Consider the following 25,695-nt stretch of genomic DNA (forward strand, 5'->3'; position numbering starts at 1 on the left):
GCTTACCAGCGCATCAAGGCCTGGCCCATCCTCACCCGCATCCCCACCTCGATGCCCTCGACCAGCGCAAAGCCCCGGGGCGCGAACACGATGATGGTCGAGCCGTGCTGGAACCAGCCCAGGTCCTGGCCCTTGTTCACGTGCGCGCTGCAAGGCAGTTCGTCCGGCCCGCGGTAGCGGGTGTGCAGCAGCAGGTCCATGAACTTCAGGCGCAGGCTGGCCACCAGCACAGCGGCCACCGGCACCAGGGCCAGCGGCTGGCCACCGCGGTCCAGCCTCAGGTGGATGGCCGCGCGCTCGTTCTTGCAGAACAGGCGCTCCACCCGCTTGAGCGCGATGGGGTTGACGTTCCAGGTGTCGCCGGCGATGTGGGTCACATGCTGCACCGTGCCATCGGCCGGCGCGTGGAAGTGGTGGTACATCGCCGAGGTCAGCCGCAGCGTGACGAAGACGCCGTCGCGGTAAGGCACCGCCCGGTCGGCATGACCGAACAGGTCGGCCACCGTGTACGGAAAGCCCTTGGCCTGCCAGACCTGGCCGTCCTGCACCGTGCCGCAGGCGCCCACGATGGCGTCGCAGGGGCTGGCCAGCACGGCCGGGTCCGCATCCACCGTGCGGGCACCGTCCTTCAGCTCGCGCACAAAGCAGTCGTGCAGGCTCTCGAAGCGCTGCTGCCTGGCCTCGCTCAGGTCCAGCTCGGTGAACAGCCGCCACACGCCGATGGACAGTCGCGCCAGCAGCGGGCTGCGGATCTGGCTGAACCAGCCCATCGCATGGGTCGCCGCCAAACGGGGAATCCGGTTGGTCAGCAGGAAGTTCAGGTCCTCCTGTTGCAGCAGGCGGTCACGCCAGGTACGCAGCACTTTCATGGGGATGTCAACAGCAGCGGGTACAGATACGCCTTTGGGAGCAGTCTCCCAGGACGATGTGACAAATGAACGAGACCCTGACCCTGAGCGCCGTGGCTGCGGCCGCCTTGCTGACCCTGGCGCCGAAGGTGGTTCGCCGCCTGCAGCTGTCGATGGCCAAGCACCCCTCGCTGACCGGCCACTCGCGCATGGCGCAGCGGGTGGCCCGGCTGCTGCCCGGCTATGCCTATGACGCCGAGCGGTTCTTCGGCTGCGACGACGCCCCCGCCGAAGTGCAGGCCCAACGCCGCCAGGGCTTCGCCGCCCTGGCCCAGCGCCTGGGCGAGCAACATGCCCGCTCCATCGCCTGGACGGACGCGCTGCGCCCCGGCCTGTCGGACCTGCAGTTCACCAGCCAGTACCGCGTGCCCTTCCAGTTCAGTCCCTACCTGCGCCAGCGCATCAAGCTGGGCAATGTGGGCGTGGCCACGCAGGGCGTCACGCTGACCGACCTGGACGGCCAGGTCTATGACGACCTCACCGGCTCCTACGGCGTCAACCTCTTCGGCCACGACGTCTACAAGCGTCTGATCGCCCAGGGCAGCGCCCTGGTGGCGGACTACGGCCCGGTGCTGGGCACCCTGCATCCCTGCGTGGCCGGCAATGTGGAGAAGCTCCAGCGCCTGTCGGGCCTGGACGAGGTGAGCTTCCACATGTCCGGCACCGAAGCGGTGATGCAGGCCGTGCGCCTGGCCCGCTACCACACCAAGAAGCGCCACCTGGTGCGCTTCTGCGGCGCGTACCACGGCTGGTGGGAGGACGTGCAGCCGGGCCCCGGCAACCCCCTGCCCCCGCGCGAGACCTACACCCTGCGCGACCAGGATGACCGCAGCATCGAGGTGCTGCGCACCCGCAATGACATCGCCTGCGTGCTGATCAACCCGCTGCAGGCCCTGCACCCCAACAGGGCCGCGCCGGGCGACTCGTCCCTGGTGGACAGCTCGCGCCGCGCCCACTTCGACCGCGCCGCCACCACCGCCTGGCTGAAAAAGGTGCGCCAGGTCTGCACCGAGCGCGGCATCGTGCTGATCTTCGACGAGGTCTTCATGGGCTTCCGCCTGGGCCGCGGCGGCGCGCAGGAATACTTCGGCGTGCAGGCCGACATGGTCACCTACGGCAAGACGCTGGGTGGCGGCCTGCCGGTGGGCGTGGTCTGCGGCCGCCGCGAGCTGATGCGCCGCTTCAACGACGCCCACCCGGCCGACATCTGCTTCGCCCGTGGCACCTTCAACGCCCACCCCTATGTGATGGCCTCGATGGCGGCCTTCCTGGACTACCTGGACACGCCCGAGGCCGAGGCGATGTACGCCCGCTTCGACACCGTGCAGGACGCGCGCGCCGCCAGACTCAACGAGCGGCTGGAAGTGGCCGGCCTGCCGGTGCGGGTGGCCAACATGACCAGCGTCTGGACCGTCTATTACACCCAGCCCTCGCGCTACAACTGGATGCTGCAGTTCTACCTGCGCGACCAGGGCCTGTTGCTGAGCTGGGTGGGCACCGGCCGCCTGATCTTCAACCTGGCCACCACCGACGAGGACTTCGAACGCATCGCCAGCCGCTTTGTCGCCGCCTGCCAGGCCATGCAGGCCGACGGCTGGTGGTGGCAGGCCCCCGGCCAGAGCGACAAGGGCATCCGCCGCGGGATCCTGCGCGAACTGATCGCCCACTGGCGCAAGCGCTGAGCCTCATGAGGGGGTCCCTGGCGGACCCCGCAAGCACAAGGGCCCGCCGGCTTGCACCGGCGGGCCCTTCTTGCAGAAGGTGCTCGCAGTCCTCAGGTCAGCGAGACATCCTCAGCCTCAGGTTCATGCGCGGCCACATGCTCCATCGGGTCCAGGCGCTGGCCGCGCAGCAGGTAGAAGGGCGACTTCCAGTACAGCATCACGTCGTGCACCGGGTCGGTCAGGATCTTGCTCATCCAGCACAGGCCGGCCATCACGCCCTGCAGAAAGAACAGGTGCACGGTGCGAAACAGCAGACCGCCCACGCCCAGCGCCAGCCAGAAGATGCCCACGTCGTGCCAGTAGCCCGACACCAGCAGCCCCGTCTCGCCGGCCGGCTCGATCAGGCCGAACAGGCTGGGCGACACCGCCAGCAGCACCGGCACCGCCACCCAGATGCCCATCAGCACCACCTTGCGGCGCAGGTTGTAGCCCACCTTGACGTCTTCCTTGTACTGGAAGCTGACGTCGTTGACGCGGTCGTAGCCGCGCGGCTCGAAGAAGAAGTGGCCCGCCTGGCGGCTGACCATCGACACGCCCCAGCCCAGCAGGCCGGCGGCCGCGGGGTCGACGAACAACAGCGCATAGGCCACCAGAAAGCTCAGCGCGCTCAGCAGGTGCAGCGACTGGTTGATGCGGCACTGGTGGTAGAAGCGATGGTCGTCCCAACGCTGCTCTCGCAGCAGCTTCATGAACTCGTTCACCGGGTCAACTCCAAGAAAAATGAGTGACCGGAGCATGACGAGGCTTGATGAAGCTGCCGTGACGATCTCCCTTCGTGTGGTGGGGTTGCACCGTCATCGGATTGTTGCGAAGCGTGCTCACCATGGGCGCATGCGCCCTGACACCACCGTTGCCGACATCGTCGTGGACGACTACCCCGCCCAGCGACGTTCGCTGCGCATCGCGGTGGTCACCGAAACCTACCCGCCCGAGGTGAACGGCGTGGCCCGCACCATCGCCAGCGTGGTGGAGGGCCTGCGGGCCCACAACCACGACCTGCAGCTGATCCGGCCGGGTCAGAAGAAGGGCGAGCGCGCCATCGACGGCGAGAGCTTCCACGAGGTTCTGATGCGCGGCCTGCCCATCCCGCGCTACCCGCAGCTGCGCATGGGGCTGACCTCCAAGCGCACCCTGGTCAAGCTCTGGTCCACCCAGCGGCCCGACATCGTGCACATCGCCACCGAAGGGCCGATGGGCTGGTCGGCCCTGCAGGCCGCGGCGCACCTGAAGATCCCGCTGTGCTCGGACTTCCGCACCAACTTCCACGCCTACAGCAAGCACTACGGCGTGGGCTGGCTGCACAAGCCCATCATGGCCTACCTGCGCAAGTTCCATAACCTGACGCAGTGCACGATGACGCCCGACGAGGGCCTGCGCCGCCAGCTCACCGACTACGGCTTCCGCAATGTCATCGTCGTCTCGCGCGGGGTGGACACCACCCTGTTCCACCCACTGCGCCGCAGCGCCGCGCTGCGCGAACAGTGGGGCGTGGCGCCGGATGATCTGGTGGTGCTGCACGTGGGCCGCATGGCCGCCGAGAAGAACCTGGGCACCCTGATCGAGGCCTACGAGGCCCTGCGCCAGGCCCAGCCCCGCGCCCGCCTGGTGCTGGTGGGCGACGGCCCGGCCCGCAAGGAGATCCAGCAGCGCCTGCCCGAGGCCATCTTCGCCGGCATGCGGCACGGCGAGGACCTGGCCGCCCATTACGCCAGCGCCGATCTGCTGCTCTTCCCCAGCCTGACCGAGACCTTCGGCAACGTCACGCCCGAGGCCATGGCCAGCGGCCTGCCGGTGCTGGCCTTCGACTACGCGGCCGCGGCCCAGCTGGTGCGCCCGCAGCACTCGGGCATGCTCGCGCCCTTCGGCAACATGGCGGCCTTCCAGCGCATGGCGGTGGACCTGGCGCGCGACCCGGAAGGCCTGCGCGTGATGGGTCAGAACGCCCGCCTGACCGCCGAAACCCTGGGCTGGGAGCGCATCATCGACCAGATCGAGCGCCTCTACGCCGACCTGATCGCCGGCCGCCCCGTGCTGCGCGCGGAGGCAGGTGCCGGCGTCAGCGCCTCACCGCTGGCCCGCGCCTGAGCCGCACGCGCCCAGACGTGCCTGGCGGCGCAGCGCGCGGCGGCGGGCCATCAGCACGAGCATGAAGGCGGCGATCAGGCCGCCGAAACCCATCATCAGCGGCACCAGGGGCAGGGCCAGCGCATGCAGGCCCGCGTAGACACCCAGCATCGTGAGCACGCTCAGGTTCTCGTTGAAGCCCTGCACCGCGATGGACCGCCCGGCCGTCAGCAGCTGGTGGCCGCGGTGCTGCAGCAGCGCGTTCATCGGCACCACCAGGATGCCGCCCACCGCGCCGGTCAGCACCAGCAGCGGCAGGGCCGGTCCCAGCGTGGTGAGCGGCGCCACCGCCGCGATCAGCCCGCCCAGGGCCACGCCGGCCGGCAGCACCCGCATGGCCCGGTGCAGCGGCACGAAGCGCCCGGCCAGCGACGCCCCGGCCACCACCCCCAGGGCCACCACCGCCTGCAGATAGGCGGCCCGGTCCAGGCCCAGGCCCACCCGCTCGGTGGCCCAGCGCAACACCGCGAACTGCAGCACACCGCCGACGCCCCAGAACAGCGTGGTCACCGACAGCGACAGGCCGCCGGCCGCGTCGCGCCACAAGCGCAGGTTGGCGCGCCAGAAGTCCGCGCTCAGGGCCAGCGGGTGCCACACCGCCTTGGGGTAGCGCGCGCCGCTGTCGGGCACGCCCCATTGCAGCACCGCCGCCAGCCCGTACAGGCCCAGCAGCAGGCCCAGCGACACCTCCAGCCCCAGGCTCAGCATCGTCGGCGACACCAGGCCGCCGCCCAGCACCGTGCCCAGCAGGGCCGCGCAGACGATGGACACCTCGATCCAGCCATTGGCCGCCACCAGCTGGTGCGGCGGCACCAGCTCGGTCACCAGGCCGTACTTGGCCGGCGCATAGCCGGCCGCACCCAGGCCCACCACCGCATAAGCCGCCACCGGGTGCACCGGCAGCAGCATGCCGCCCAGGCCCAGCATCTTCAGCGCGTTCATCCAGGCCATCAGCCGGGCCTTGGGCAGGGCGTCGGCCAGCGGGCCCACCACCGGCGCCAGCAGCACATAGGACAGCGTGAAGGAGAACTTCAGCAGCGGCGCCCACCAACCCGGCAGGCCCTGCTGCTGCAAGAGCGCGATGGCCACGATGAGCAGCGCGTTGTCGGCCAGGGCCGAGGTGAACTGCGCCGCGATCAGAAGAAGGAAACCCCGTGGCATGCCGCTGTCTGTCCCCCTGGGCTGTCGCCCGACACGTGCGAAACGTCGCAAAACCGCGCAGTAGACCGGCCCGCCGTGCCACGGTGATGACAGCCGTGCGACACCCCCTTGCGGTGGATGGGCCGCGCCCGGGGCCGCTGCTAGAGTGCCCGCCATGCCGCGCCCGCCCCTTCGCCCTGCCCGACCGCCCCGGTGGCGGCTGGCCCGCGCCGGGCTGGCGTTGAGCCTGGGTCTGGGTCTGGGTCTGGCCTTGAGCTTGGCCACCGGCCTGCGCGCCAGCACCCCGCTGCGGCCCGCGCCGCACCCCGGCCTGGCCCAGCTGCCCCCGCAGATGCTCTGGGCCTGGGAGCGGCCCGAGGACCTGCGCGGCCTGCCGCCGGACACCGGCGTGGCCTGGCTGGCCACGTCCATCCGACTGCGCGGCGAGGCCGCCGACATCCGGCCGCGCGCCCAGCCGCTGCGCGTCTCGCCCGGCACCGTGCTGCTGCCGGTGCTGCATGTGGACGCCGACCCGCGCGACCACCCCGCCCTCAACCCCGCCCAGCGCGAGGCCATCGTGGCCAGCGCGCTGCGCCTGGTGCAGGGCCAGCCGGTGCACGCACTGCAGCTGGATTTCGAGGTGCGGCGCTCGCAGCGGCCCTTCCTGGCCGAGGTGGTGCGTGCCTTGCGCGCGCGGCTGCCGGCCGAGGTCGCACTGTCGATGACCGCCCTGGCCTCCTGGTGCGCAGGCGACGCCTGGATGGACGGCCTGCCCGCCGACGAGATCGTGCCCATGGCCTTCCGCATGGACCGCGACGACCGCACCCTGCGCGCCCTGCTGGCGCGCGACGGGCACTTTCCCCGCCCCTACTGCCAGCAGGCCGCCGGCACCGCCACCGACGAAGCGCCGGTGACCGGCCTGCAGGCCCCGCGCCGCTACCACTTCGCCCCCCAGCCCTGGACCCGAGACCAATGGACCGCCCTGCTGAACACCCCCTCGCCCCCCGCCGCGCGCTGAGCACCCTGGCACGGACCCTGGCGCTGGCCGGCCTGAGCAGCCTGATCGCCCTGCCCGCCGCCCGGGCCAGCGGCGGCGATGGCTACGAAGAGAACGCCTACGCCCCCGAGCACCATGTCACCGAGGCCGCCCTGCCCGGCTACGCCGCCGGCCGCCTGGGCGTCGTGCCCGGCAGCTACTGGCGCGTCTACCTGGCGCTGGCCTGGCGCGCGGCCCAGGGCCACCCGCTGAGCGCGGCCGAGACCACCGCGCTCAACGTGGACGGCTGGCATGTGGGCCCCACCGCCCCCGACTGGCAGGCCCGCCACGACGAGGACGCCACCGGCATCGCCGCCTGGCTGGCCACCCGCGCCCAGGCCGGCGCGGCACCGGTCAAGATCGAGGCCGAGCGGGCCACGCCCGACTACAGCTTCTTCCTGAACTGCCCCAAGGACGCCTTCGACCGCGCCCGCCAGACCCTGGCCGAACGCCAGCGCCAGAGTGTTGCCGCGCCGCAGTGGGCCGCGCGCTGGCTGGCCCAGCAGGATGCGGTCTTCGCCAACTGCTCGCCCCCGGGTGTCCAGTTCGGCCAGGCCACCCAGCCGCCGGCCGTGCTGCCCCCGGCCCTGCCGGCCGAGGCCCCGGCCTGGCTGCGGGCCGACCACGCCTACCAGAGCGCCGCCGCGCTGTTCTACGCCGGCCAGTACGAGGCCGCGCGCCAGCGCTTCCTGGCCATCGCGCTGGACGGCAGCTCGCCCTGGCAGCCCTGGGGCCGCTACCTGGCCGCGCGCTGCCTGCTGCGCCAGGCCACCCTGGCCCTCGGGCCGGACGGCCAGCCCGAGCGCAGCGAGCGCACCCGTCAGTGGCTGAGCACCGCGCGCGACGAGCTGAGCGCCCAGGCCCCGAAGTTCGCGCCCGCCGCCGCCTTGCTCGGCTGGGTGGACGCCCGGCTGCGCCCGGCCGAGAAGGCCGCCGAGCTGGCCGGCCCGCTGAGCCAGGCGCCGATGGACGCGGCACAGGTGCGCGCCTTGAGCGACTACCTGGTGCTGCTCGACAGTCTGGAGCAGCAGCCCGGTCTGGAGAACCGCCCCGGCCTGATGCAGGCCGGCGACCCGATGACCCGCTGGATCGGCGCAATGCAGGCCGGCGACGAGCAGCGCCCGGCCGCGCTGGCCCTGGCCCGGCGCGAGGCCCAGGCCGCCCCGGCCGGCAGCCCCGCCGCCGTGCTGTGGCTGGCCGCCCTCCTCGCCCAGGCCCAGCCCCGGCCCGCCGCCCTGCAGCTGAGCGAGACCGAGCGCCGCGCCGCCGAGGCCGTGCCCGCCTCCTCGCCGCTGTACCTGCACCTGCGCTACCACCTGCTGCGCCTGCAGATCGAGGGCGGTCAGGCCGCCGCGGCCGACGCCGAGGTCAGCCGCCTGCTGGCCCACCCGCCCCAGCCCATGGACACCGCCACCCGCAACCGCTGGCTGGCCCTGAAGCTGGTGACCGCGCCCACGCTGGAAGCCTTCCTGGCCGCCGCGCCGCGCCAGATGGCGGAGACCGGGGCGGGCACGCCGATCGCCCGTGAGGACGCGGCCTCTGCCACCGGAGCCGCCACCCCGCCCGCCGCCCCGGTGATGGGCCTGGACGAGGACTTCCCGCGCCGCCTCTACCGCGCGCTGCCCCTGTCCCTGCTCAAGACCCTGCCGACCCGGCCGGACCTGCCCGCCGCCGTGAAGACCGGGCTGATCGAAGCCGTGTGGACCCGCGCGGTGCTGCTGGGCGACTGGGCCACGGCCGACACCTGGGCACCCACGCTGGCCCAGGGCCGCGGCACCACGGCGCACCTCTACACCCGCTTCGTCCAGGCAACCACGCCCGAGGCCAAGCGCCTGGCCGCCACGGTCATCTTCGTCAACACGCCCGAGCTGCACCCGCACCGCGTGGACCCGCAGGGCAACGACACCGAATGGGGCTGCCAGGGCTGGGGCACGGGCGCGCAGGATGCGCTGGCCCTGACGCCGCCGGCCTTCCTCAGCCCGGCCCAGCAGGCCGAGGCCCGGCGCGAGCAGGCCCTGCTGGACGCCCTGCCCAACCGCAATGCCTACCTGGCTCCCACGCTGCTGGCCTGGGCCCAGGGCAAGCCGGCCGACCCGGAGGCGCCCAAGGCCCTGCACTTCTTCGTGGCCAGCACCCGCAACGAATGCCGCCCGCCGGTGCCCGCCAACGGCCAGCCGGCCCCCGAGCCCACCTACTCGCGCGACGCCTTCCGCCTGCTGCACAAGCTCTGGCCCGACAGCGACTGGGCCCGCACGACCAGGTACCACTACGGCGGGCGCTGAGCCTCAGCGCGCCGGGGCCGGGGCCAGCGCGTCCGGCTCGGCGCCACCCGTCACGGCCGGGGCCGCATGGGCCGAAGAAGCCTGGGGCTGCGGATGCGGCGCCCGGGCCTGGATCAGCCGCTGGTCCACCAGGTCCGCCACCTCGAACACGGCCTGGTTGCGCACCCCGCGCACGCGGGCCTGCGCCGCGCCCAGGTCGGCCAGCAGACGGGCCACGCCCCCGGCAATGGCCTTGACCGAGGGCACCACCTCGCCCAGGCCCTGCTCGCGCACCCACTGGGCGTTGTAGCGCTCCTGCGGCATGGTCCAGCGGTTCTCGAAGGTGATGACCGGCAGGCCCATCTGCACTGCCTCGCTCAGCGAGCCCGGCCCCGGCTTGCCGACGAAGAAGTCCGCCAGCTGCATGTAGTGCACCACGTCGGGCGTGAAGCCCAGCACCGCGCGCGCCGCGCCCCCCTCGGGCACGGGCAGCGCCCGCAGGCGCTCGGCCAGCAGGGCGTTGTGGCCGCAGACCAGGATGAGCTGCACCTGCGGCAGGCTGCGGGCGATGCGCAGCATCTGCATGGAGCCCTGGCCGCCGAACATCACCAGGCCGGTGGGTCGGCCCGGCTGCAGGCCCAGTGCCTGCAGCGCCTGGGCGCGGGCTGCCGCATCCAGCGGGGCCATGGCGTGGAAGGCCGGGCGCAGGATCATGCCCGAGACGCGGTGCACATTGCGCGGCGCCACGCCCTGGGCCAGGGCCTGCTGCACCGCGCGCTCGGTGCCGCAGACGATCCACTGGTCCTGCCCCGGCTCGATCCAGAAATGCGGCGGCGTGTCGGCCAGGTCGGTCAGCACCGTGGCGCAGGGCGTGCCCGGCCGCGCGGCCTGCACCGATTCGTAGAGGCAGCGGTTGAAGTTGGGGATCAGCGAGACCACCACGTCCGGCCGCGTCTCGGCCCAGTGCGCCTGCAGCAGGCGCACGAGCCAGGGGTGGGCCCAGCGCACCGAGGCCTGCAGCAGCTTGAGCTCCTGCGTCAGGCCCAGGGTCCAGCCGCGCGCCAGGCGGCGGTTGTAGACATCCTCGGGCGCCATGCCGGTCAGGCGCCGGAAGCGGTCCTGCGCATCCAGCACCGCCATCAGGTTCACCAGCCGCACCTGCAGGGCAGCGCCATGTCGCTGCTGCAGCACGGCCTGCAGGGCCTGCGCCGCGGCCCGGTGGCCACCGCCCGCGTTGAAATACACCAAGTCCACGGTTCGGGTCATCCCCGGGAGGGTGCGGGGTGGGCATGACGTCCCTGTGACGCCGCCATGACGGGCGCTTGACCTGACGGCGGCCGTCAGGTGCACGCTGTCGTCCCTTGCATGGAGATACCGTCATGACCCCACCCCCTGCCTGCGACGACGCCCGCTGGCTGGCCGCCTTCCTCGCCGGCGAGCTGCCCGCGGCCGACTTCGACCATGCCGGCCACCTGCGCGCGGGCGGCCTGCTGCTGCAGCGCCACCCGCTGCCCCGGGCGCAGGCCCTGTACCTGGCGGGCCTGCGCCGGCTGGCCACCCGCCTGGGCGTGCCCGGCAAGGTGCACGCCACCGTCACCGAAGCCCTGCTGCACCTGATGGCCGCAGCCGGCGCCGGCACGCCCGGCCAGCCCTGGACCCTGTGCCTGCAGCGCGAGCCGACCCTGCGCCGCGACGCCCAGGCACTGCTGGCACGGCACTATTCGCCCGCGCGGCTGGCCAGCGAGGCCGCCCGCCAGCACGCCGTGCCGCCCGACCGGCTACCCTTGCCGCCATGCCCCGCCCCCGAGCCGACATGACGCCGATGACCCTGGGCCGCCTGGCGCGTGCCTGCGGCCTGGCCCGCAGCTCGGTGCTGCACTACGAAGCCCTGGGGCTGCTGCTGCCGGGCGCACGCAGCGCGGCCGGCTACCGCCTCTACGGGCCGGCCCAGGTGCAACAGCTGCAACAGATCCGGCAGCTGCGCGAGGCCGGCCTGTCGCTCGCCGCCATCGCGGCCCTGCTGGCGCGGCCGCGTGACGACGCCACAGCCCCGGTGGCCCACACCCTGCTGCAGGACCGCCTGCTGGAACTGGGCCAGGAGATGGCCCGGCTGCGCCAGCAGCAGCGCCAGCTCGCCCGCCTGCTGGCCGACCCCGCGCTGGCAGATGCCCCCGCCTGCCGCAGCAAGGCCGACTGGGTGGCCCTGTTGCAGCGCGCAGGCTTCGACGAGGCCGAGATGCAGCGCTGGCACCAGGAATTCGAACAGCAGGACCCCGTCGCGCACGCGCGCTTTCTGCGTGCCCTGGGGCTGCCTGCCGCGCAGATCCGCAGCCTCCGGGCGGCCGCCCGCCACGGCCCGGACCCGCAGGCGAAAGCCCCACCGGGGGCGGCCCCGCGTTGACAGCCTGCCCGCGCCATGCACACTGGGGCGTCTGCCACACACCCCAGATCAGGAGGCCACCATGTTCGACCACATCGGTTTCGGCGCCAGCGACCTGCCTGCCAGCAAGTCCTTCTTCGTCCAGGCCCTGGCCCCCTTGGGCGTGGGGGTGGTGATGGAGGGCGACTACGGCGTGGGCCTGGGCCTGCCCGGCAAGCCCTCGCTCTGGCTGCACCAGGACGACCTGCCGCCCACCCCCCTGCACCTGGCCTTCACCGCCAGCAGCCGTGCGCTGGTGGACGCCTTCTACCAGGCCGCCCTGGCCGCGGGCGGGCAGGACAACGGCCCGCCGGGCCTGCGCCCGCACTACCACGCCAACTACTACGCGGCCTTCGTCATCGGGCCCGACGGCCACAACGTCGAGGCCGTCTGCCACCTGCCCTGAGCCCCCGCCCAGGGCTCAGACGAAGTCCAGCGTGGGCAGGCCCGGCCGGGCCTGCAGGCATTGCCACAGGTAGACGGCCACACCGGCATCGCCGGTCCACAGCGTGTGACGCCCCACGCCGTGGGCCTGGCGCTGCTGCCCGCACTGGGCGATGGCGTGCATGGCGAAGCGACGCGCCCGGTCCAGCCAGCGGGCCTCGCCGGTGCGCTGGTGCAGCACCAGAAAGGCCTGGCCGTTGCCCGCCGTGCCATGGCACAGGCCCGGGCCCTTGGCCAGCGGGCCGGCGGCCCACACCGCTTCGCCCGCGGCCTGCAGCAGGGCGTCCAGCCGCGGGTCCTGCCCCACCGGGAAGCCGGCCAGCGCGGTGACGATGCCCGGCGCCCCATGGCACCACTGCATCAGCCACTTGGTGGGGGCCGGCTCGGCGCCGGGCACCCGGGCCTGGGGCGGCCAGTTCACGCCATCGCCCGCCTGCACGGCGGTGGCCACCAGGGTGTCGGCGCAGCGCGTGTACAGGGCCGCGCGCTGCGCCGGCGCAAGCAGGTCCGCCCCCAGCAGCAGGGGCTGCAGATTGCCGGCCCAGCCGTGCGCGGCACCCAGGTAGCGGGCCTGGCGGCCGTACAGGTCCTGGGTCCAGACCCAGGCGGACGGCTCGCCGTCGCCCACGCGGCTGTCCCAGCGCGCCCACAGGGCCTGCACGTTCTGAATGAAGGCCTCGCGCCAGCGCGCCTGGCCGGTCAGGCGCCAGAGGTGCAGGGCCGCCAGCATCGTGCCGGACGCGCCCCACAGCGGCTCCAGCGCCGGGTGGCCGATGTTGGCCATCACCTGGGCGTGCAGGCGCTCGGCCACGGCCGCATCGCCGGTGGCCCGCCACAGCGCCAGCAGGATGCCGGCCTCGCCCAGGTAGAAGGACGGCACGACCTCGCCCGTGTCCGGCGCGGCCAGGTAGGCCGCATGGGCCGAGCGCAGCAGGGCCACCGGGTCGGTGTGCTGCAGTTGCACGGCTCCGGTCTGCTGCAGATGCCACAGCGCCCAGCCCAGGCCGGCGCTGCCCAGATAGAGGCTCTTGAAGCCGCCGGCCGGGGTGTCGCCCTCCTCGTCCTGCGGGTGCACCGGCCAGTGGCCCTGGGGCCCGCGGCTGCGCTCGATGTCGTCGACGATGTCCTGCAGGGCGGCCTGGGCCCGTCCGGCGTCCCAGGGGGTGTCGCACAGGGCTTCGTGGCGGGCGGGGTCGAACAGCATGGTGCGGGCTCCTGGAACGGCGGCGCACGATGTTAGGCCGCGGCCAGCGCGGTGCCGGGCATGGCACCCATCCTGCTTGGGGTGACGGACCCGTCACCCACACCGTCCCGCCATGCCCGCTTTCGGTTCCCGCTCTGGACGCCTGCCGCGCCTGACCGCGCTGACCTGTCTTCTGCTCGGCCTGGCCGGCCCCGCGCTGCGGGCGCAGACCTTGCCCGATGCGCCCCAGGAACGGGCCTGCCGCACCGAGGTGTCGAAGTTCGAGGAGACGATCAGCTTCCTGCGCCACACCCAGGGCATGGAGGCCGCCGCCAAGCTCAAGGAAGAGCTGCTGCCCGCCCGGCTGGAGAACGAGATCCTGATGCAGCAGGGCTACTGCGGCCTGGCCCGTCACCTGCGCGAGAAGCATCTGCTCTGAAGCCCCGGCGGGCCGCCATGCCGGCTCAGAAGGCGTAGGGGCCGGGCCAGTCGCCCGTCACCGCGCCCAGCGTGACCAGGCCGTCGGCCAGGCTCCAGCGGTGCAGCAGGTAGCCCGGCGGCTCCAGGTTGAAGCGGGCCGGCTGGCCGGGGCGCAGCTCCAGCGCGATCTGGTGCGCGGTGCCGGGCGCGACGATGACCGGCACCCCGGCCAGCTGGCCATGGATGTGGCGGTGCAGGTGGCCGCACAGCAGGGCCAGCACCTGCGGGTGGCGCCCCAGCAGGCCGGCCAGGGCCTCGCGGCCTTCGCCCAGGTTCATGCCGTCCATCTCCTGCAGCCCGGTGTGCAGGGGCGGGTGGTGCAGGGCCAGCAGGGTGGGCCGCTGCGGGGCCTGCGCCAGGGTGTCGGCCAGCCAGTCCAGGCGCTCGCGGCAAAGCATGCCGCCGGGCCGGCCGGGGATCACCGTGTCCAGCCCGATCAGGCGCAGCGTGCTGCCCCCCTGGGGTTGGTCCAGCACCCACTGGGCGAACGGGCCTTCGGCCGCCCAGGGCTGCTCCGGGAAGGCCTCGCGCAGCGCCGCCCGGTCGTCATGGTTGCCCGGCAGCAGGCGCATGGGCAGGCGCAGCGGCGCCAGCAGGGCCCGCAGCCGGGTGTACTCGGCCGGGTGGCCGCTGTCCACCAGGTCGCCGGTCAGCAGCACCAGGTCGGGCGCCGGGTCCAGCGCGGCCACGCTGGCCACGGCCTGCTGCAGCAGGGCCGCGGTGTCCACCCGGCCGCTGGCCAGCGTGCCCGGGCGGGTGATGTGGCAGTCGCTCAGTTGCGCGATCAGCATGGCAGCAGCACCTCGTTCACCCATTCCGCAAAACCCAGGCCGCCGGGCGCCTGGGTGATGTGGGCGGGCGGCACCGGCAGCGCGGCCAGATGCGGCCGGATGTTGGCCACGCCCACACTGCGCCGGAAGGTCTCGAACATCTGGGCGTCATTGAGCGAATCGCCCACGAAGGCAGCGTAGCCCGGGGCCTGGTCCGGTGTCCATCCGTGGTGACGCCGCACCCAGGCCAGCGAGGCGGCCTTCTTGCTGAAGTCGCCCAGCCAGAGGTTGATGTGGATGGAGCTGGCGGTGGCCTGCACGCCCAGGGCATGGGCGGCGGCCACGGCCTCGCGCACCGTGTCGGCACGCACCGGCGGCACCACCTCCTGGGCGTGGTCCAGCGCCAGGTCGCAGCGCCGGTAGGTGTTGTCCAGGGCCAGGCGCAGGCCGGGGTACTGACGCAGCAGCGTGGCAGCCGCCTTCTGCAGCCAGGCCTGGTGGCGCATGCGGGTGGCCTCGTCCTGCCAGTCGCGGTAGCGCAGATGGCGGCCCTCGCGCTCGATCGTGAAGGCGCCGTTCTCGCCGATGACCGCGGTCACCGGCCAGGTGCGGGCGATCTGGTCGCACCAGCCCGCGCAGGCCCCGGTGACGGGCACCAGGGCGATGCCGGCCGCGGCCAGGCGCTCCATGGCCGCCAGCGTGACGGACGGCAGACGGCCCTCCCAGGTGAGGGTGTCGTCCACATCGGTCAGCACGACGCGGGGCAGCGGGTGTTCGGAAGGAATGGTGGTGGGCACGGGGGTCACTTCAGGCCGGCATGCATGAAGGATTGCATGAACTGGCGCTGGAACACCAGAAAACCCGCCAGCAGTGGCCCCACCGACAACAGGGTGCCGGCCGACAGCACGCCCCAGTCCACCCCCGTCTCGGGGGCGGCAAAGAGGGCCATGCCCACCGTCAGCGGCCGGCTGGCCTCGGTGTTGGTGGCCACCAGGGGCCAGAGGAAGTTGTTCCAGTGGTAGGCCACCGACACCAGGGCATAGGCCAGGTAGGTGGGCCGGGCCAGCGGCACGTAGACGCGCCAGAGGATGGCCAGACGACCCAGGCCCTCGATGCGGGCCGCGTCCTCCAGCTCCTGGGGCACGGTCATGAAGGTCTGGCGCAGCAGGAAGATGCCGAAGGCACTGGCCACATAGGGCAGGGCCACGCCCAGCCAGCGGTCCACCAGGCCCAGGCGGGCGATGCTGGCGTAGTTCTCGGCGATCAGCACCTCGGGCATCACCATCAGCTGCAGCAGCACCAGGGCGAACACCAGGCCCCGCCCGGCAAAGCGCAGCCGCGCCAGCGCATAGGCCGCCAGGGTGCAGACCGTGAGCTGCAGGGCCAGCAGCAGCGTGACGATGGCCACGGTGTTGAGCAGGTAGTGGCCGAAGGGCGCCACCTGCCAGGCGGCCCGGAAGTTGTCCAGGCCCCAGGGGCCGGCCAGGTCGAACTGCAGCGCGCCCGCCCCCGGGCGGAAGGCCACCCAGCCCAGCAGCAGCAGGGGCAGCACCCACAGCGCGCCCAGCAGCCAGGCCAGGGCCCGCGACGGGCCGGCCGAGAAGGGAGAGGTCAGGGTCGTCACTTGCGTCACCGTCGTCACGTGCGGGCGCCTCGTCAGCGGTAGTGGATGCGCCGCGCCAGCCAGAACTGCGCGGCCGAGACCGCCCCCAGCAGGGCCAGCAACACCAGCGTCAGGGCCGCGGCGTAGTTCAGGTCCTGGAACTTGAAGGCGATCTCGTAGAGGTAGTAGAGCAGCAGGGTGCTGGCGTTGTTGGGCCCGCCACGGGTCAGCACGAAGAGGTGGTCCACCAGCTTGACGGCGTTGATCAGCGCGTTGACGCCGACGAACAGCGTGGTGGGCGCCAGCAGCGGCAGCGTGACCCGGCGCAGCCGCGTCCAGGCCGAGGGCGCTTCCAGCCGGGCCGCGTCCATCAGCTCGGGCGAGAGCGACTGCAGCGCCGCCAGGTAGAAGACCATGAAGAAGCCGGCCTCCTTCCAGACAGTCACGGCCATCAGCGCCCACAGCGCGGTGCCGGCGTCGCCCAGCCAGTTGGGCCCGTGCAGGCCGGCCCAGGCCAGGGCCCGGTTGAGCAGGCCGATGTCGGGTGCGTAGAAGATCAGCCAGAGGTTGGCCGCCGCCACCATGGGCAGCACGGTGGGCGTGAAGAAGGCCAGGCGCAGCAGGCCGCGACCGGCGAAGCGGTCCTGCACCCACAGGGCCATGGCCAGCGCCAGGCCCACCGACAGCGGCACCGTCACCGCCGCGTAGAGCGCGTTGTTGCGCAGGGCCTGGCGGAAGACCGGGTCCTCGGCCAGGGCGCGCAGCTGGTCGGCGCCGGTGAAGGCCGCGGGCAGGCCCGGCGCCTCGGTGTGCAGGGCCTGCCAGAGGCTGGCCAGCGTGGGGCCGTAGGTGAAGCCGGCCAGCAGCAGCAGGGCCGGGGCCAGCAGGGCCCAGGCCAGGGCGGCCTGGCCTGCCGGGCGCCGGGGACTCGGCGGGGTGCGGGTCGGCGTCACCGTCACGGCCGGGGCTCAGCGCTGGTAGGGCTTGAGCAGGCGGTCGGCCTGGGCCTGGGCAGCGTCCAGCGCGGGCAGGGCGGCCTGCTGGCCGGTGATGACCGACTGGATCGCGTCGTCGAGCAGCTTGCGCACGCGGCCGGCCTGGTGGGTGGCCAGCTCGGCGGTGGCGACCTTGAGCTGGTCGCGCGCCACCAGGGCCTGCGGCACCTTGGCCGCATAGGTCTTCAGCGCGGGGGTGTCGTAGCTGGCGGCGCTCACACCCACATAGCCGGTGGCCACGCTCCACTGGGCCGAGCGCTCCGGCGCGGTCAGGAACTTGACCAGGCGGTAGGCGGCCTGCTGCTCGGCCTCGCTGCCGCTCTTGAACAGGTAGAAGTTGCCGCCGCCGGTGGGCGAGCCGGGCTCGGTGTGGGCGGGCAGCGGGGCCACGCCGACGTCGAACTTGGCCTCCTTCATCACCGCGGTCAGGTTGCCGGTGGAGTGCCACATGATGGCCGTCTTGCCCTCGACGAAGTTCTGACGCAGCGTGCCCCATTCGATCAGGCCCTTGGGGCTCAGGCCGTCCTGGGCCAGGCCGGCCCAGTAGTTCAGCGCCTCGACCGACTTGGGGCTGTTGAAGAAGGTCTTGTTGCCGGCCGGGTTCATCAGCGGCTGGCCGTTCTGCTTGGTCAGGGCGCCGAACATCCAGTAGGCGTAGCCGGTGGAGGGGATCATCACGCCCCAGCGGCTGGTGGTGGCGCCGTCCTTCTGCACCAGCTTGGCGGCGTCGGCGTGCAGCTCGGCCCAGGTGCGCGGCGGCTTCTCCGGGTCCAGGCCGGCCTGGCGGAAGGCGTCCTTGTTGTAGTACATGACGATGGTCGAGCGCTGGAAGGGGATGCCCCAGGTCTTGCCATCGGCCACGCCGTTCTCCATCAGCGCGGGGTAGAAGCTCTTGAGCCAGGCGCGGTCCTCGGGCGTCTTGGCAAAGTCGTCGAAGGGGCGGATCACGCCCAGGTCCTTCAGCTCGTGCAGGTCGATGGAGAACAGCACCGAGGTCTGCACCGGCGTGCCGGCCTTGAGCGCGGCCAGGGCCTTGGTGCGGGCGTCGTCGTAGTTGCCGGCGTAGATGGCTTCGACCTTGACGTCGGGGTTGGCCTGCTGGAACTCGCCCACCAGGGTGTCCACCACCTGGGTGAGCGGGCCGCCCACCGAGATCGGGTAGTACATGGTGATGCGGGTGGGCTCGGCGGCGGCGGCACCGAAGGTGGCCAGGGCGCTCATGGCGCCCAGGGCCAGGGCCAGGCATCGGGTCTGCAGGGACATCGCTATCTCCTTGGGTCGGTCGTGGGGAGGGACGGAAAAACGAACCGGGGCTCAGGCGTCCTCGGACGGGAAACGGCATTCGCGCTCGGCCGGCCAGCCCAGGCTCATCGGCTGACCCAGCGGCAGCGCCTCGCGGCCGGCGTGGCGCACCTTGATCACCTGGCCGTGCAGGCGCAGGCTCAGCAGACGGTCGGCGCCGTGGTACTCGGCGCTTTCCAGCACAGCGGTGTGCGGGCCCTGGCCCAGCGTGATGTGCTCGGGCCGGATGCCGCGCAGGCCGTCCTCGCCGGGCAGGCGGATCAGGTTCATCGGCGGCTGGCCGATGAAGCGCGCCACCACCGGGCTGACCGGGCGCTCGTAGAGTTCGATGGGCGTGCCCACCTGGGCGATGCGGCCCTGGTGCAGCAGCACGATGCGGTCGGCCATGCCCATGGCCTCCACCTGGTCGTGGGTGACGTAGACCAGGGTCAGGCCCAGGGCCTGCTGCAGCCGGCGCAGCTCCACCCGCATCTCGGCGCGCAGCTGGGCATCCAGGTTGCTCAGCGGTTCGTCCATCAGGCACAGCGGGTGCTGCGACACCGCCGCCCGCGCCAGCGCCACGCGCTGCCGCTGCCCGCCGGAGAGCTGGCCGGGCTTGCGCGCCAGCAGCGGCGCCAGGCCCAGCAGCGCGGCCGCGTGGTCCAGCCGGCGGGCCTGCTCGTCGCGCGGCAGGCGGCGGGCCTTCAGGCCGAAGACGATGTTCTCGGCCACGCTCAGGTGCGGGAACAGGGCGTAGGACTGGAACACCATGCTGAGGCGGCGCTGCGCCGGCTCCAGCGCGGTGACGTCCTGGCCGTCGATGCAGATGCGCCCGGCCTGGGGCCGGTCCAGCCCGGCGATCAGGCGCAGCAGCGTGGTCTTGCCGCAGCCCGAGGCCCCCAGCAGCGCGACGAACTCGCCCGGCGCCACCGCCAGGTCGATGCCGCGCAGCACCGGCTGGCCATCGAACTGCTGGGCCAGCCCTTCCAGGGTCAGTGCCGCCGTCATGCCGCCACCCCGCAGCGATGCAGGGCCACGCCGGCCCGCTCGCACAGGGCCTGCAGGGCCTCGGGCGCCTCGTCGTCGGTGAAGAGATGGTCCAGCTCGGCCAGGGGCGCCACCCGGCAGGGCGCGGCCCGCAGGTACTTGCTGCCATCGGCCAGCAGCAGCTGGCTCTGGCTGTGCGCCAGCAGCACGCGGCTGAGCTCGGCCTCCTCGGGCTGGAACTCGCAGAGCACGCCCTCGGCCGTGATGCCGCCGGCCCCCAGCACCGCCACATGGGCCTCGAAGCGCTGCAAAAAGTCCAGCGTGGCAAAGCCCATCAGGTCGCGGTCGGCGGGCCGCAGGCGGCCGCCGGCCAGCCAGGTCTCCACCGCCGGCTTGTCGGCCAGGGCCAGGGCGGCGTCCAGGTTGTTGGTCACCACGCGCAGGGGCTTCTCCGGCGGCAGGGCGCGGGCGAATTCGGCCACCGTGGTGCCGTAGCCCAGGAAGACGGTGGCCTCGTCCTGCAACCACGCCACCGCCGCCCGGGCGATGCGGCGCTTGCGCTCGCCCTGCACCCCGCTGCGCTGGGCGAAGCTGCGGTTGTGCTGGGCCGCCTGCAGCGCCAGCCCGCCATGCTGGCGACGCGCCAGGCCCTGCTCGCACAGGGTCTGCACATCGCGCCGGATGGTCTGCGGGCTGACCTGGAAGCGGTCGGCCAGCTGCTCGGTGCCCAGCTGATGGGCCTCCTGCAGCCAGGCCAGGATGTCGCGCTGACGGGGGCTGATGTTCATTCGCTCGCTCGGATCTTTCGAATGAAAGTGTCCGAAGCGGGCGTGTCAGGGGCATGACAGGCCCGCGGGCCGCCGCGCTAGCATCGCGGCGACAGACCGGACAGGGAGAACACGCCATGCGCACCGAGCCGCAGCCAAGCCGACCGATCGCTCTTGCCACCCGTGCCGCGCTGGTCGCGACGGGGCTGCTGGCTTTGGGCAGGGCGGTGGAGGCCGCCCCCGGCCCCAGCTTCGACTGCCGCGCCCGGGATCTGGCCAGCGCGGCCCGCCTGGTCTGCCAGGACCCGGCCCTGGCCGCCCTGGACCGGCAGTTGACCCAGGTCTATGCCCAGGCCCGCGCCAAGGCCACGAACGAACACCCGCCGGTGCTGAAGGCCAGCCAGCGCGGCTGGGTCAAGGGGCGCGACGACTGCTGGAAGGCGCCGGACCTGCGGGCCTGCGTGGAGGCCAGCTACCGCCAGCGCATCAGCGAGCTGCAGGCGCGCTACCGCCTGGTGCCCATGCGCGGACCCTTCTTCTGGGCCTGCAACGGTCAGCAGGCCAACGAACTGGTGGTGACCTTCTTCGCCACCGAGCCGGCCACGCTGATCGCCGAGCGCGGCGACCAGAGCGTGCTGATGACCCAGGTGCCGGCCGCCAGCGGCACCCACTACGAAGGCCCCAACGAATCCTTCTGGGAGCACCAGGGCGAGGCCACGGTGCGCTGGGGCTTCGGCGCGCCGGAGATGCGCTGCACCCCGGCCGCGATCACCCGCCCCTGAGCCCGCTCAGCTGGCGCTGACGGTCCCGGCCTGGGCCCGCTCAACACGTCGGCGCCGTCCCCCCTGCCGGCGGGCGCGGTGTCAAGGTTGTGGCGCAGCGCCTTGGCTGCCGTCACCGGGACGCTGATAGGCAGCGTGGCGACGGGGGCGGTCGTGACGGCGCTGCAGTCCGGCAGCCGAGGCGACTGGCGAAGGCGGCCATCGGATGCGCGGCCGCGGCATGGGTTCACGCCGTGGCGGGCGGCGGCAGCCGGGAGGCGAGCGGCCCGCTCAGCAGCGCCCGGAAGACCTCGACCGGCAGGCCCTGGCCGCCGGTGGTCCACACCAGGGGCACGACCGGCGCGGGGCACCAGGCGGCCACGGCCTCGGCCCAGGGGCCGGCCAGCATCTCGTGGGCCACGAAGCCGGCGGCGGCCGAGGGCTCCAACTGCAGGCCGTGCGCCTCGTGCTGGAAACGCAGCATGCGCAGCAGGTCGGCGTCGCTCACCGTCACCACCGCGTCCACCAGCGGGCCGGCCAGGGCCGCCACCCGGGCCGAGGCGCGCGGCACGGCCAGGCCATCGGCCACGGTGTGGTTGGACAGGCCGATATCGTAGACGCTGACCGCATCGTCGCCGGTGGCCAGGCGCAGCAGGAAGCAGGGCGCGGCCACAGGCTCGACGAACACCACCTGCACCGCGTCGCCCCACAGGCACTTGAGGCCGAAGGCCACGCCGCCGGGCGCGCCGCCCACGCCGCAGGGCAGGTAGACGCGCAGTGGCCGCGCCGCCGTGGGCGCCAGGCCCTGGGCCGCCAGCTGCGGCGCCAGATCCCAGGCCGCCGCGGCATAGCCCAGGAAGAGCAGCAGCGAGTCCTCGTCGTCGATGAAATAGGCCGCCGGATCGGCCGCGGCCAGGGCGCGGGCGCCGGCCACCGCCTGGGCGTAGTCGCCCGCGTGTTCCACCACCGTGGCGCCCACCGCGCGCAGCCGGTCCTTCTTCCAGGCCTGGGCGTCGTGCGACATGTGCACCGCCACCCCCAGGCCCAGCGCGCGGGCCATCACGCCCACGCTGTAGCCCAGGTTGCCGGTGCTGCCCACCAGCACCCGGTGGCGGGCGAACAGGGCGCGGGCCGGGGCATCGGCCAGCAGCGCCCGGTTGCCGTCGGGCGCCAGCAGGCCGGCGTCCAGCGCCAGCTGCTCGGCGTGGCACAGCACCTCGTAGACCCCGCCGCGGGCCTTGATGCAGGCGGTGATGGGCAGCTGGTGGTCGGCCTTGACCCACAGCGCGCGGCCATGGTCGTCGCCCTGGCGCAGCAGCGGCGAATCGATGCGGCCGTCCGGCCCGAGTTCGTGCGGGAACAGGCGGGCCAGCAGCGGGCCGAAGCGCCGCCAGTTGGCCACCGCCGCCTCCACGTCAGCCCGGCCGACGGGGCTGTCGGCCAGCACCTGGGCCGCCGACCGGCGCTGCGGGTGGGGCCAGAAGAAGGGTTGGGCCGCACGCAACGGCGCGGGCAGGTCGGACAGGGACATGGCAGAACGGGCCCGCAGGCCGCCAGGACGGGACCGTCCGAGCTTACGCCCCGGAGGCCGTCTGCAGCGCGGTCCGCAGCGCGGCCACGAAGGCCTCGGGCCGGCCCAGGTGCTGGCCCACCGGCAGCGGGGTCCAGCGGCCGGCGTGCTCCAGCGCCAGCGTCGGAAAGCCCTGGCCGCCCAGCCAGTCGAGCAGCGCCCGGCTCTGGGTGAAGTGGGCCTCGGTGGGCGCGCCGGCCAGGGCGTCGAGCTGGGCGGCGAAGGCGGCCTCGTCCAGCCCCAGTTCGGCGGCCAGCGCGCGCAGCACCGCGGGCTCGGCAATGCGCTGCCCTTCGACGAAATGGGCCTGCTGCAGTCGGTGCAGCAGGGTCAGGCCCGGCAGGCCCAGGACCTGCGCCGCCAGGAGGGCCGTGGTGGGCGGGGCGCTGTCCAGCACCACGGTGTCGTCCTGCAGCAGGCCATCGGTGTAGGCCGCGCCGAAGGGCTGGCCGGTGAGCTGGGCGATGCGCTGATCGTGCGGCATCACATAGGCCCGCCAGGCGGGCGTGAGCCGCAGGCGGCGTTCGCCCACCAGCATGCCGCCGCCGTGCAGCTGCACCGTCAAGCCGGGCAGGCGGCCGGCCGCCTCCACCAGGGGCGCGGCGGCATAGCACCAGCCGCACAGCGGGTCGTGGATGAGGTGAAGGGTGGCGCTCATGCGGCCTCCCGCACGGCGCGCTGGGCCAGCACATCGCCCAGCCGCACCTCGATCCAGTCGGCCAGCAGGCGCACCCGCTCGGCGGCCTCGCGGCCCAGCGGCGTGAGGCTGTACTCCACATGCGGCGGCACCACGTCGAAGGCCTGGCGCAGCACCAGGCCGTCGCCCTCCAGCCATTGCAGGGTCTGGGCCAGCATGCGCTCGCTCACCCCGCCCACGGCGCGGCGCAGCTCGGCAAAGCGGTGGGTGCGGGTTTCCAGCACCAGCAGCACCAGCACGCCCCAGCGGCTGGTGACGTGCTTGAGCACCTCGCGCGAGGGGCAGTCCGCCGCCAGCAGGTTGCCGCGGCGCACGGCCTCGGACAGGGGGACCCGGGCACTTACCTTCATGTGCGTACTTCCGAAAAGTAAGTGCAAATCGTACAGTGACCGCAACGCACTTTCAAGCGCGTTTCAAGACACCCCGTTCCCTCCGAACCGAACGCCCTAGGAAACCGACCATGACCACTCCCGCCCCGACCATTGCCATCACCGGCGCCACCGGACAACTGGGCCGCCTCGTGCTGCAGAGCCTGAAGACCCGCGCGCCCGGCGCCAACGTCATCGCCCTGGCCCGCACCCCGGCCAAGGCCGCCGACCTGGGCGTGAGCGTGCGCCAGGCCGACTACACCCAGGCCCCCGCCGCCCTGGCCGCCGCCCTGGCCGGCGTGGACACCCTGCTGCTGATCTCCGGCAACGAGATCGGCCAGCGCGAAGCCCAGCACCGCCACGTCATCGAGGCCGCCCAACTGGCGGGCGTCCAGCACCTGGTCTACACCAGCCTGCTGCATGCCGACCGCTCGCCCCTGTCGCTGGCGCCCGAGCACCTGGCCACCGAGGCGATGATCCGCGCCAGCGGCATCCCGGCCACCGTGCTGCGCAACGGCTGGTATGCCGAGAACTACAGCGCCGGCTTCCCGGCCGCGGTGGCGCACGGCGCCCTGCTGGGCAGCGCGGGCGAGGGCCGGCTGGCCCTGGCCACCCGGGCCGACTACGCCGAGGCCGCCGCCACCGTGCTGGCCGACCCGGCCGCCCACGCCGGCCAGGTCTACGAACTGGCCGGCGACACGGCGCCCACGCTGGCCGAGCTGGCCGCCGAGATCGGCCGCCAGGCTGGCAAGCCCGTGCCCTACAAGAACCTGCCGGCCGAGGAATACACCGCGGTGCTGCGCGGCGCCGGTCTGCCCGAACTGTGGGCCGTGGCCCTGCCGCAGTTCGACCTGGGCGCAGCGCAAGGCGCGCTGTTCGACGACGGCCACCAGCTCTCGGCCCTGATCGGCCGGCCCACCACAGCCCCGGCGGCCTACGTGGCCGCGGCCCTGAAATAAGGCGCCACCCAGGGCCCTGAGCCCGGCGGGCGCGGCGAGAATCCGCGCCCATGCCCGCTCCCGCCGAACACGCCCGACGCCAGGCCGGCCTGGACACCCTGCGTGCCCTGGCCATCGGCCTGGTGTTCATGTACCACTACAGGGTGTTCGTCTCGCGCGAGCCGACCTTCGGCTGGCTCAGCGACGTGGGCTGGGTGGGGGTGGACCTGTTCTTCGTGCTCAGCGGCTACCTCATCACCGACGGTCTGCTGCGCGGCCTGGCGGCCGGTCGGCGGCTGACGCTGGGCAGCTTCTACGCACGGCGCATCCTGCGCACCTGGCCAGTGTTCTGGGTGGTGCTGGCGGCCTACTTCCTGTGGCCGGACGCGCTGGGCGGGCGCACCCCGCCGCCGCTGTGGCGCTTTCTCACCTTCACGCAGAACTGGAACCTGCCCACCGGCACGGCGTTCTCGCACGCCTGGTCGCTGTGCATCGAGGAGCAGTTCTACGCCCTGCTGCCGCTGGCCGTGCTGGGCGGCGGCTGGCTGGCGCGCCGCCGGGGCTGGGGCGTGGGCGCCGCCTGGGCCGGCATGGCCCTGCTGCTGGCCACCGGCGTGGCCACGCGCGCCTGGCTGTGGCAGCGCCACGGCCTGGAGGCCCAGGGCCAGCTGGAGCAGTACTACCGCTGGGTCTACTACGGCAGCGCCAGCCGCTTCGACGAATTCCTGCCCGGCGTGGCCCTGGCCCTGCTGCAGCACCGCCACCCGGCCACCTGGCAGCGCCTGATGGGCCCGGGCGGGCGCTGGCTGCTGCCGGCCGCGCTGGCGGCCTGCGCCGCCATGGGCTACGGCGTGATCACATGGTTCTACATCGACGGGTACGGCTACGGCGGCTTCATGAGCATCGCCGGCTACTCGCTCATCGCCTGGAGCTTCGGCCTGCTGCTGGCCGCCGCGCTGCGCCCGGGCAGCTGGCTGCAGCGCACCCGGGTGCCGGGCGCGGCGTGGCTGGCGGCGGTGTCCTATCCGCTGTACCTGTCGCACAAGCCGGTGGCGCATTGGCTGGCCACGCAGGGCGGGCCGGCCCTGGCCGCCTCACCCGGGCTGCGCCTGGGCCTGATCACCCTGGCCTGCGCCGCCATGGCCACCCTGCTGCACCACGCGGTGGAGCGGCCCGCGCTGCGGTGGCGCGATCGGCACGTTCCCGGCCGATGAGCCGCCAGGGGCTTGACCTCAAGTG

Annotated in this window: 26 protein-coding genes; 11 read left to right on the forward strand and 15 right to left on the reverse strand. The window is 73.2% G+C overall.

The window, feature by feature from the left end; translation table 11 throughout:
- Window positions 1-2: 2 nt before the first annotated feature.
- Complete coding sequence (gene asd, locus LRM40_RS17320) at window positions 3-869, reverse strand: archaetidylserine decarboxylase (RefSeq protein WP_151125181.1); 867 nt, start codon at window positions 867-869, stop codon at window positions 3-5.
- Window positions 870-934: 65 nt separating this feature from the next.
- Between asd and LRM40_RS17325 the strand changes: the two genes are divergently transcribed.
- Entirely contained in the window at window positions 935-2,590 is a 1,656-nt protein-coding gene (locus tag LRM40_RS17325; protein WP_151125182.1) for an aminotransferase class III-fold pyridoxal phosphate-dependent enzyme, read from the forward strand.
- Window positions 2,591-2,682: 92 nt separating this feature from the next.
- On the opposite strand, the gene LRM40_RS17330 is transcribed toward LRM40_RS17325, so the two are convergent.
- Complete coding sequence (locus LRM40_RS17330; protein ID WP_231067623.1) at window positions 2,683-3,321, reverse strand: hypothetical protein; 639 nt, start codon at window positions 3,319-3,321, stop codon at window positions 2,683-2,685.
- A gap of 142 nt (window positions 3,322-3,463) precedes the next feature.
- On the opposite strand from LRM40_RS17330, the gene LRM40_RS17335 reads away from it, so the two are divergent.
- Window positions 3,464-4,717: a glycosyltransferase family 4 protein gene (locus tag LRM40_RS17335; protein ID WP_151125184.1), complete on the forward strand. Its 1,254-nt coding sequence runs from the start codon at window positions 3,464-3,466 to the stop codon at window positions 4,715-4,717.
- Here the strand turns inward: LRM40_RS17335 and lplT are convergent.
- Window positions 4,697-5,917 (reverse strand): lysophospholipid transporter LplT, encoded by a 1,221-nt coding sequence (gene lplT, locus LRM40_RS17340; protein ID WP_151125185.1) that lies wholly within the window; start codon window positions 5,915-5,917, stop codon window positions 4,697-4,699. The genes LRM40_RS17335 and lplT overlap by 21 nt on opposite strands.
- Window positions 5,918-6,071: 154 nt before the next feature.
- Between lplT and LRM40_RS17345 the strand changes: the two genes are divergently transcribed.
- Together LRM40_RS17345 and LRM40_RS17350 are read left to right on the forward strand one after the other, a co-directional pair.
- Complete coding sequence (locus LRM40_RS17345) at window positions 6,072-6,914, forward strand: hypothetical protein (protein WP_151125186.1); 843 nt, start codon at window positions 6,072-6,074, stop codon at window positions 6,912-6,914.
- On the forward strand, window positions 6,869-9,214 hold the full coding sequence (locus LRM40_RS17350) for a hypothetical protein (protein WP_231067624.1): 2,346 nt from the start codon (window positions 6,869-6,871) through the stop codon (window positions 9,212-9,214). The genes LRM40_RS17345 and LRM40_RS17350 overlap by 46 nt, the downstream gene beginning before the upstream one ends.
- A 3-nt stretch (window positions 9,215-9,217) precedes the next feature.
- Here LRM40_RS17350 and LRM40_RS17355 read toward each other — a convergent pair whose 3' ends face one another.
- Window positions 9,218-10,459 carry an MGDG synthase family glycosyltransferase gene (locus LRM40_RS17355; RefSeq protein ID WP_151125956.1) on the reverse strand — a complete coding sequence of 414 codons (1,242 nt, stop codon included), beginning with the start codon at window positions 10,457-10,459 and terminating at the stop codon, window positions 9,218-9,220.
- A gap of 113 nt (window positions 10,460-10,572) precedes the next feature.
- Between LRM40_RS17355 and LRM40_RS17360 the strand changes: the two genes are divergently transcribed.
- The 3 genes from LRM40_RS17360 to LRM40_RS17370 all read left to right on the forward strand — a co-directional run bounded on the left by LRM40_RS17360 (window position 10,573) and on the right by LRM40_RS17370 (window position 12,018).
- The gene (locus tag LRM40_RS17360; RefSeq protein WP_151125955.1) at window positions 10,573-11,010 is read left to right on the forward strand and encodes a hypothetical protein; all 438 of its coding nucleotides are present in this window, start codon (window positions 10,573-10,575) and stop codon (window positions 11,008-11,010) included.
- Entirely contained in the window at window positions 10,986-11,594 is a 609-nt protein-coding gene (locus LRM40_RS17365; protein ID WP_151125954.1) for a MerR family transcriptional regulator, read from the forward strand. The genes LRM40_RS17360 and LRM40_RS17365 overlap by 25 nt, the downstream gene beginning before the upstream one ends.
- Before the next feature lie 61 nt (window positions 11,595-11,655).
- Window positions 11,656-12,018 (forward strand): VOC family protein, encoded by a 363-nt coding sequence (locus LRM40_RS17370; RefSeq protein WP_151125953.1) that lies wholly within the window; start codon window positions 11,656-11,658, stop codon window positions 12,016-12,018.
- A 15-nt stretch (window positions 12,019-12,033) separates the two neighbouring features.
- Here LRM40_RS17370 and LRM40_RS17375 read toward each other — a convergent pair whose 3' ends face one another.
- Window positions 12,034-13,260 carry a lanthionine synthetase C family protein gene (locus LRM40_RS17375; RefSeq protein ID WP_151125952.1) on the reverse strand — a complete coding sequence of 409 codons (1,227 nt, stop codon included), beginning with the start codon at window positions 13,258-13,260 and terminating at the stop codon, window positions 12,034-12,036.
- A gap of 112 nt (window positions 13,261-13,372) precedes the next feature.
- Between LRM40_RS17375 and LRM40_RS17380 the strand changes: the two genes are divergently transcribed.
- Complete coding sequence (locus tag LRM40_RS17380) at window positions 13,373-13,678, forward strand: hypothetical protein (protein ID WP_151125951.1); 306 nt, start codon at window positions 13,373-13,375, stop codon at window positions 13,676-13,678.
- A 25-nt stretch (window positions 13,679-13,703) separates the two neighbouring features.
- Here the strand turns inward: LRM40_RS17380 and LRM40_RS17385 are convergent, their stop codons facing one another.
- The 7 genes from LRM40_RS17385 to LRM40_RS17415 are packed head-to-tail and all read right to left on the reverse strand — an operon-like array spanning window position 13,704 to window position 20,143.
- On the reverse strand, window positions 13,704-14,510 hold the full coding sequence (locus tag LRM40_RS17385; RefSeq protein WP_151125950.1) for a phosphodiesterase: 807 nt from the start codon (window positions 14,508-14,510) through the stop codon (window positions 13,704-13,706).
- Window positions 14,504-15,286 carry an HAD family hydrolase gene (locus tag LRM40_RS17390; RefSeq protein WP_170288992.1) on the reverse strand — a complete coding sequence of 261 codons (783 nt, stop codon included), beginning with the start codon at window positions 15,284-15,286 and terminating at the stop codon, window positions 14,504-14,506. Before LRM40_RS17390 ends, LRM40_RS17385 begins: the two co-directional genes overlap by 7 nt.
- 5 nt (window positions 15,287-15,291) lie before the next feature.
- Window positions 15,292-16,113 (reverse strand): carbohydrate ABC transporter permease, encoded by an 822-nt coding sequence (locus tag LRM40_RS17395; RefSeq protein WP_231067625.1) that lies wholly within the window; start codon window positions 16,111-16,113, stop codon window positions 15,292-15,294.
- A 32-nt stretch (window positions 16,114-16,145) separates the two neighbouring features.
- A complete protein-coding gene (locus LRM40_RS17400) occupies window positions 16,146-17,051 on the reverse strand; it encodes a carbohydrate ABC transporter permease (protein WP_375138587.1) in 906 nt (301 codons plus the stop codon).
- Window positions 17,052-17,060: 9 nt separating this feature from the next.
- A complete protein-coding gene (locus LRM40_RS17405) occupies window positions 17,061-18,350 on the reverse strand; it encodes an ABC transporter substrate-binding protein (RefSeq protein ID WP_151125947.1) in 1,290 nt (429 codons plus the stop codon).
- 51 nt (window positions 18,351-18,401) lie between these two features.
- The gene (locus tag LRM40_RS17410; protein ID WP_231067626.1) at window positions 18,402-19,376 is read right to left on the reverse strand and encodes an ABC transporter ATP-binding protein; all 975 of its coding nucleotides are present in this window, start codon (window positions 19,374-19,376) and stop codon (window positions 18,402-18,404) included.
- The gene (locus tag LRM40_RS17415) at window positions 19,373-20,143 is read right to left on the reverse strand and encodes a DeoR/GlpR family DNA-binding transcription regulator (protein WP_151125996.1); all 771 of its coding nucleotides are present in this window, start codon (window positions 20,141-20,143) and stop codon (window positions 19,373-19,375) included. The genes LRM40_RS17410 and LRM40_RS17415 overlap by 4 nt, the downstream gene beginning before the upstream one ends.
- A gap of 116 nt (window positions 20,144-20,259) precedes the next feature.
- Here LRM40_RS17415 and LRM40_RS17420 point away from each other — a divergent pair, with 116 nt between their 5' ends.
- A complete protein-coding gene (locus LRM40_RS17420) occupies window positions 20,260-20,904 on the forward strand; it encodes an MliC family protein (RefSeq protein ID WP_151125997.1) in 645 nt (214 codons plus the stop codon).
- A gap of 226 nt (window positions 20,905-21,130) precedes the next feature.
- On the opposite strand, the gene dsdA is transcribed toward LRM40_RS17420, so the two are convergent.
- Genes dsdA through LRM40_RS17435 form a run of 3 tightly spaced genes read right to left on the reverse strand, consistent with a single transcriptional unit; the run spans window position 21,131 to window position 23,500 of the window.
- Window positions 21,131-22,414 (reverse strand): D-serine ammonia-lyase, encoded by a 1,284-nt coding sequence (dsdA, locus tag LRM40_RS17425; protein WP_151125998.1) that lies wholly within the window; start codon window positions 22,412-22,414, stop codon window positions 21,131-21,133.
- A 43-nt stretch (window positions 22,415-22,457) separates the two neighbouring features.
- Window positions 22,458-23,111, reverse strand: coding sequence for a DsbA family protein (locus LRM40_RS17430; RefSeq protein ID WP_151125999.1), 654 nt, complete (start codon window positions 23,109-23,111; stop codon window positions 22,458-22,460).
- Complete coding sequence (locus tag LRM40_RS17435) at window positions 23,108-23,500, reverse strand: winged helix-turn-helix transcriptional regulator (RefSeq protein WP_151126000.1); 393 nt, start codon at window positions 23,498-23,500, stop codon at window positions 23,108-23,110. The genes LRM40_RS17430 and LRM40_RS17435 overlap by 4 nt, the downstream gene beginning before the upstream one ends.
- Window positions 23,501-23,610: 110 nt before the next feature.
- On the opposite strand from LRM40_RS17435, the gene LRM40_RS17440 reads away from it, so the two are divergent.
- Together LRM40_RS17440 and LRM40_RS17445 are read left to right on the forward strand one after the other, a co-directional pair.
- Window positions 23,611-24,477: an SDR family oxidoreductase gene (locus LRM40_RS17440; RefSeq protein WP_151126001.1), complete on the forward strand. Its 867-nt coding sequence runs from the start codon at window positions 23,611-23,613 to the stop codon at window positions 24,475-24,477.
- 50 nt (window positions 24,478-24,527) lie between these two features.
- Window positions 24,528-25,670: an acyltransferase family protein gene (locus LRM40_RS17445; RefSeq protein ID WP_151126002.1), complete on the forward strand. Its 1,143-nt coding sequence runs from the start codon at window positions 24,528-24,530 to the stop codon at window positions 25,668-25,670.
- The last annotated feature ends 25 nt before the right edge of the window (window positions 25,671-25,695 follow it).

Source organism: Ideonella dechloratans (assembly GCF_021049305.1).
Classification (GTDB): Bacteria; Pseudomonadota; Gammaproteobacteria; order Burkholderiales; family Burkholderiaceae_C; genus Ideonella; species Ideonella dechloratans.

Excerpts from the sequence above, each read along its gene's own strand:
- LRM40_RS17440 (WP_151126001.1), top strand. The coding sequence starts at position 23,611 with ATGACCACTCCCGCCCCGACCATTGCCATCACCGGCGCCACCGGACAA.
- LRM40_RS17370 (WP_151125953.1), top strand. The coding sequence starts at position 11,656 with ATGTTCGACCACATCGGTTTCGGCGCCAGCGACCTGCCTGCCAGCAAG.
- LRM40_RS17380 (WP_151125951.1), top strand. The coding sequence starts at position 13,373 with ATGCCCGCTTTCGGTTCCCGCTCTGGACGCCTGCCGCGCCTGACCGCG.
- LRM40_RS17410 (WP_231067626.1), bottom strand. The coding sequence starts at position 19,376 with ATGACGGCGGCACTGACCCTGGAAGGGCTGGCCCAGCAGTTCGATGGC.
- LRM40_RS17350 (WP_231067624.1), top strand. The coding sequence starts at position 6,869 with ATGGACCGCCCTGCTGAACACCCCCTCGCCCCCCGCCGCGCGCTGAGC.
- LRM40_RS17335 (WP_151125184.1), top strand. The coding sequence starts at position 3,464 with ATGCGCCCTGACACCACCGTTGCCGACATCGTCGTGGACGACTACCCC.
- asd (WP_151125181.1), bottom strand. The coding sequence starts at position 869 with ATGAAAGTGCTGCGTACCTGGCGTGACCGCCTGCTGCAACAGGAGGAC.
- LRM40_RS17405 (WP_151125947.1), bottom strand. The coding sequence starts at position 18,350 with ATGTCCCTGCAGACCCGATGCCTGGCCCTGGCCCTGGGCGCCATGAGC.
- dsdA (WP_151125998.1), bottom strand. The coding sequence starts at position 22,414 with ATGTCCCTGTCCGACCTGCCCGCGCCGTTGCGTGCGGCCCAACCCTTC.
- LRM40_RS17420 (WP_151125997.1), top strand. The coding sequence starts at position 20,260 with ATGCGCACCGAGCCGCAGCCAAGCCGACCGATCGCTCTTGCCACCCGT.
- LRM40_RS17430 (WP_151125999.1), bottom strand. The coding sequence starts at position 23,111 with ATGAGCGCCACCCTTCACCTCATCCACGACCCGCTGTGCGGCTGGTGC.
- LRM40_RS17355 (WP_151125956.1), bottom strand. The coding sequence starts at position 10,459 with ATGACCCGAACCGTGGACTTGGTGTATTTCAACGCGGGCGGTGGCCAC.
- LRM40_RS17345 (WP_151125186.1), top strand. The coding sequence starts at position 6,072 with ATGCCGCGCCCGCCCCTTCGCCCTGCCCGACCGCCCCGGTGGCGGCTG.
- LRM40_RS17415 (WP_151125996.1), bottom strand. The coding sequence starts at position 20,143 with ATGAACATCAGCCCCCGTCAGCGCGACATCCTGGCCTGGCTGCAGGAG.
- LRM40_RS17325 (WP_151125182.1), top strand. The coding sequence starts at position 935 with ATGAACGAGACCCTGACCCTGAGCGCCGTGGCTGCGGCCGCCTTGCTG.
- LRM40_RS17360 (WP_151125955.1), top strand. The coding sequence starts at position 10,573 with ATGACCCCACCCCCTGCCTGCGACGACGCCCGCTGGCTGGCCGCCTTC.
- LRM40_RS17330 (WP_231067623.1), bottom strand. The coding sequence starts at position 3,321 with ATGAAGCTGCTGCGAGAGCAGCGTTGGGACGACCATCGCTTCTACCAC.
- LRM40_RS17365 (WP_151125954.1), top strand. The coding sequence starts at position 10,986 with ATGCCCCGCCCCCGAGCCGACATGACGCCGATGACCCTGGGCCGCCTG.
- LRM40_RS17375 (WP_151125952.1), bottom strand. The coding sequence starts at position 13,260 with ATGCTGTTCGACCCCGCCCGCCACGAAGCCCTGTGCGACACCCCCTGG.
- LRM40_RS17445 (WP_151126002.1), top strand. The coding sequence starts at position 24,528 with ATGCCCGCTCCCGCCGAACACGCCCGACGCCAGGCCGGCCTGGACACC.
- LRM40_RS17385 (WP_151125950.1), bottom strand. The coding sequence starts at position 14,510 with ATGCTGATCGCGCAACTGAGCGACTGCCACATCACCCGCCCGGGCACG.
- LRM40_RS17435 (WP_151126000.1), bottom strand. The coding sequence starts at position 23,500 with ATGAAGGTAAGTGCCCGGGTCCCCCTGTCCGAGGCCGTGCGCCGCGGC.
- lplT (WP_151125185.1), bottom strand. The coding sequence starts at position 5,917 with ATGCCACGGGGTTTCCTTCTTCTGATCGCGGCGCAGTTCACCTCGGCC.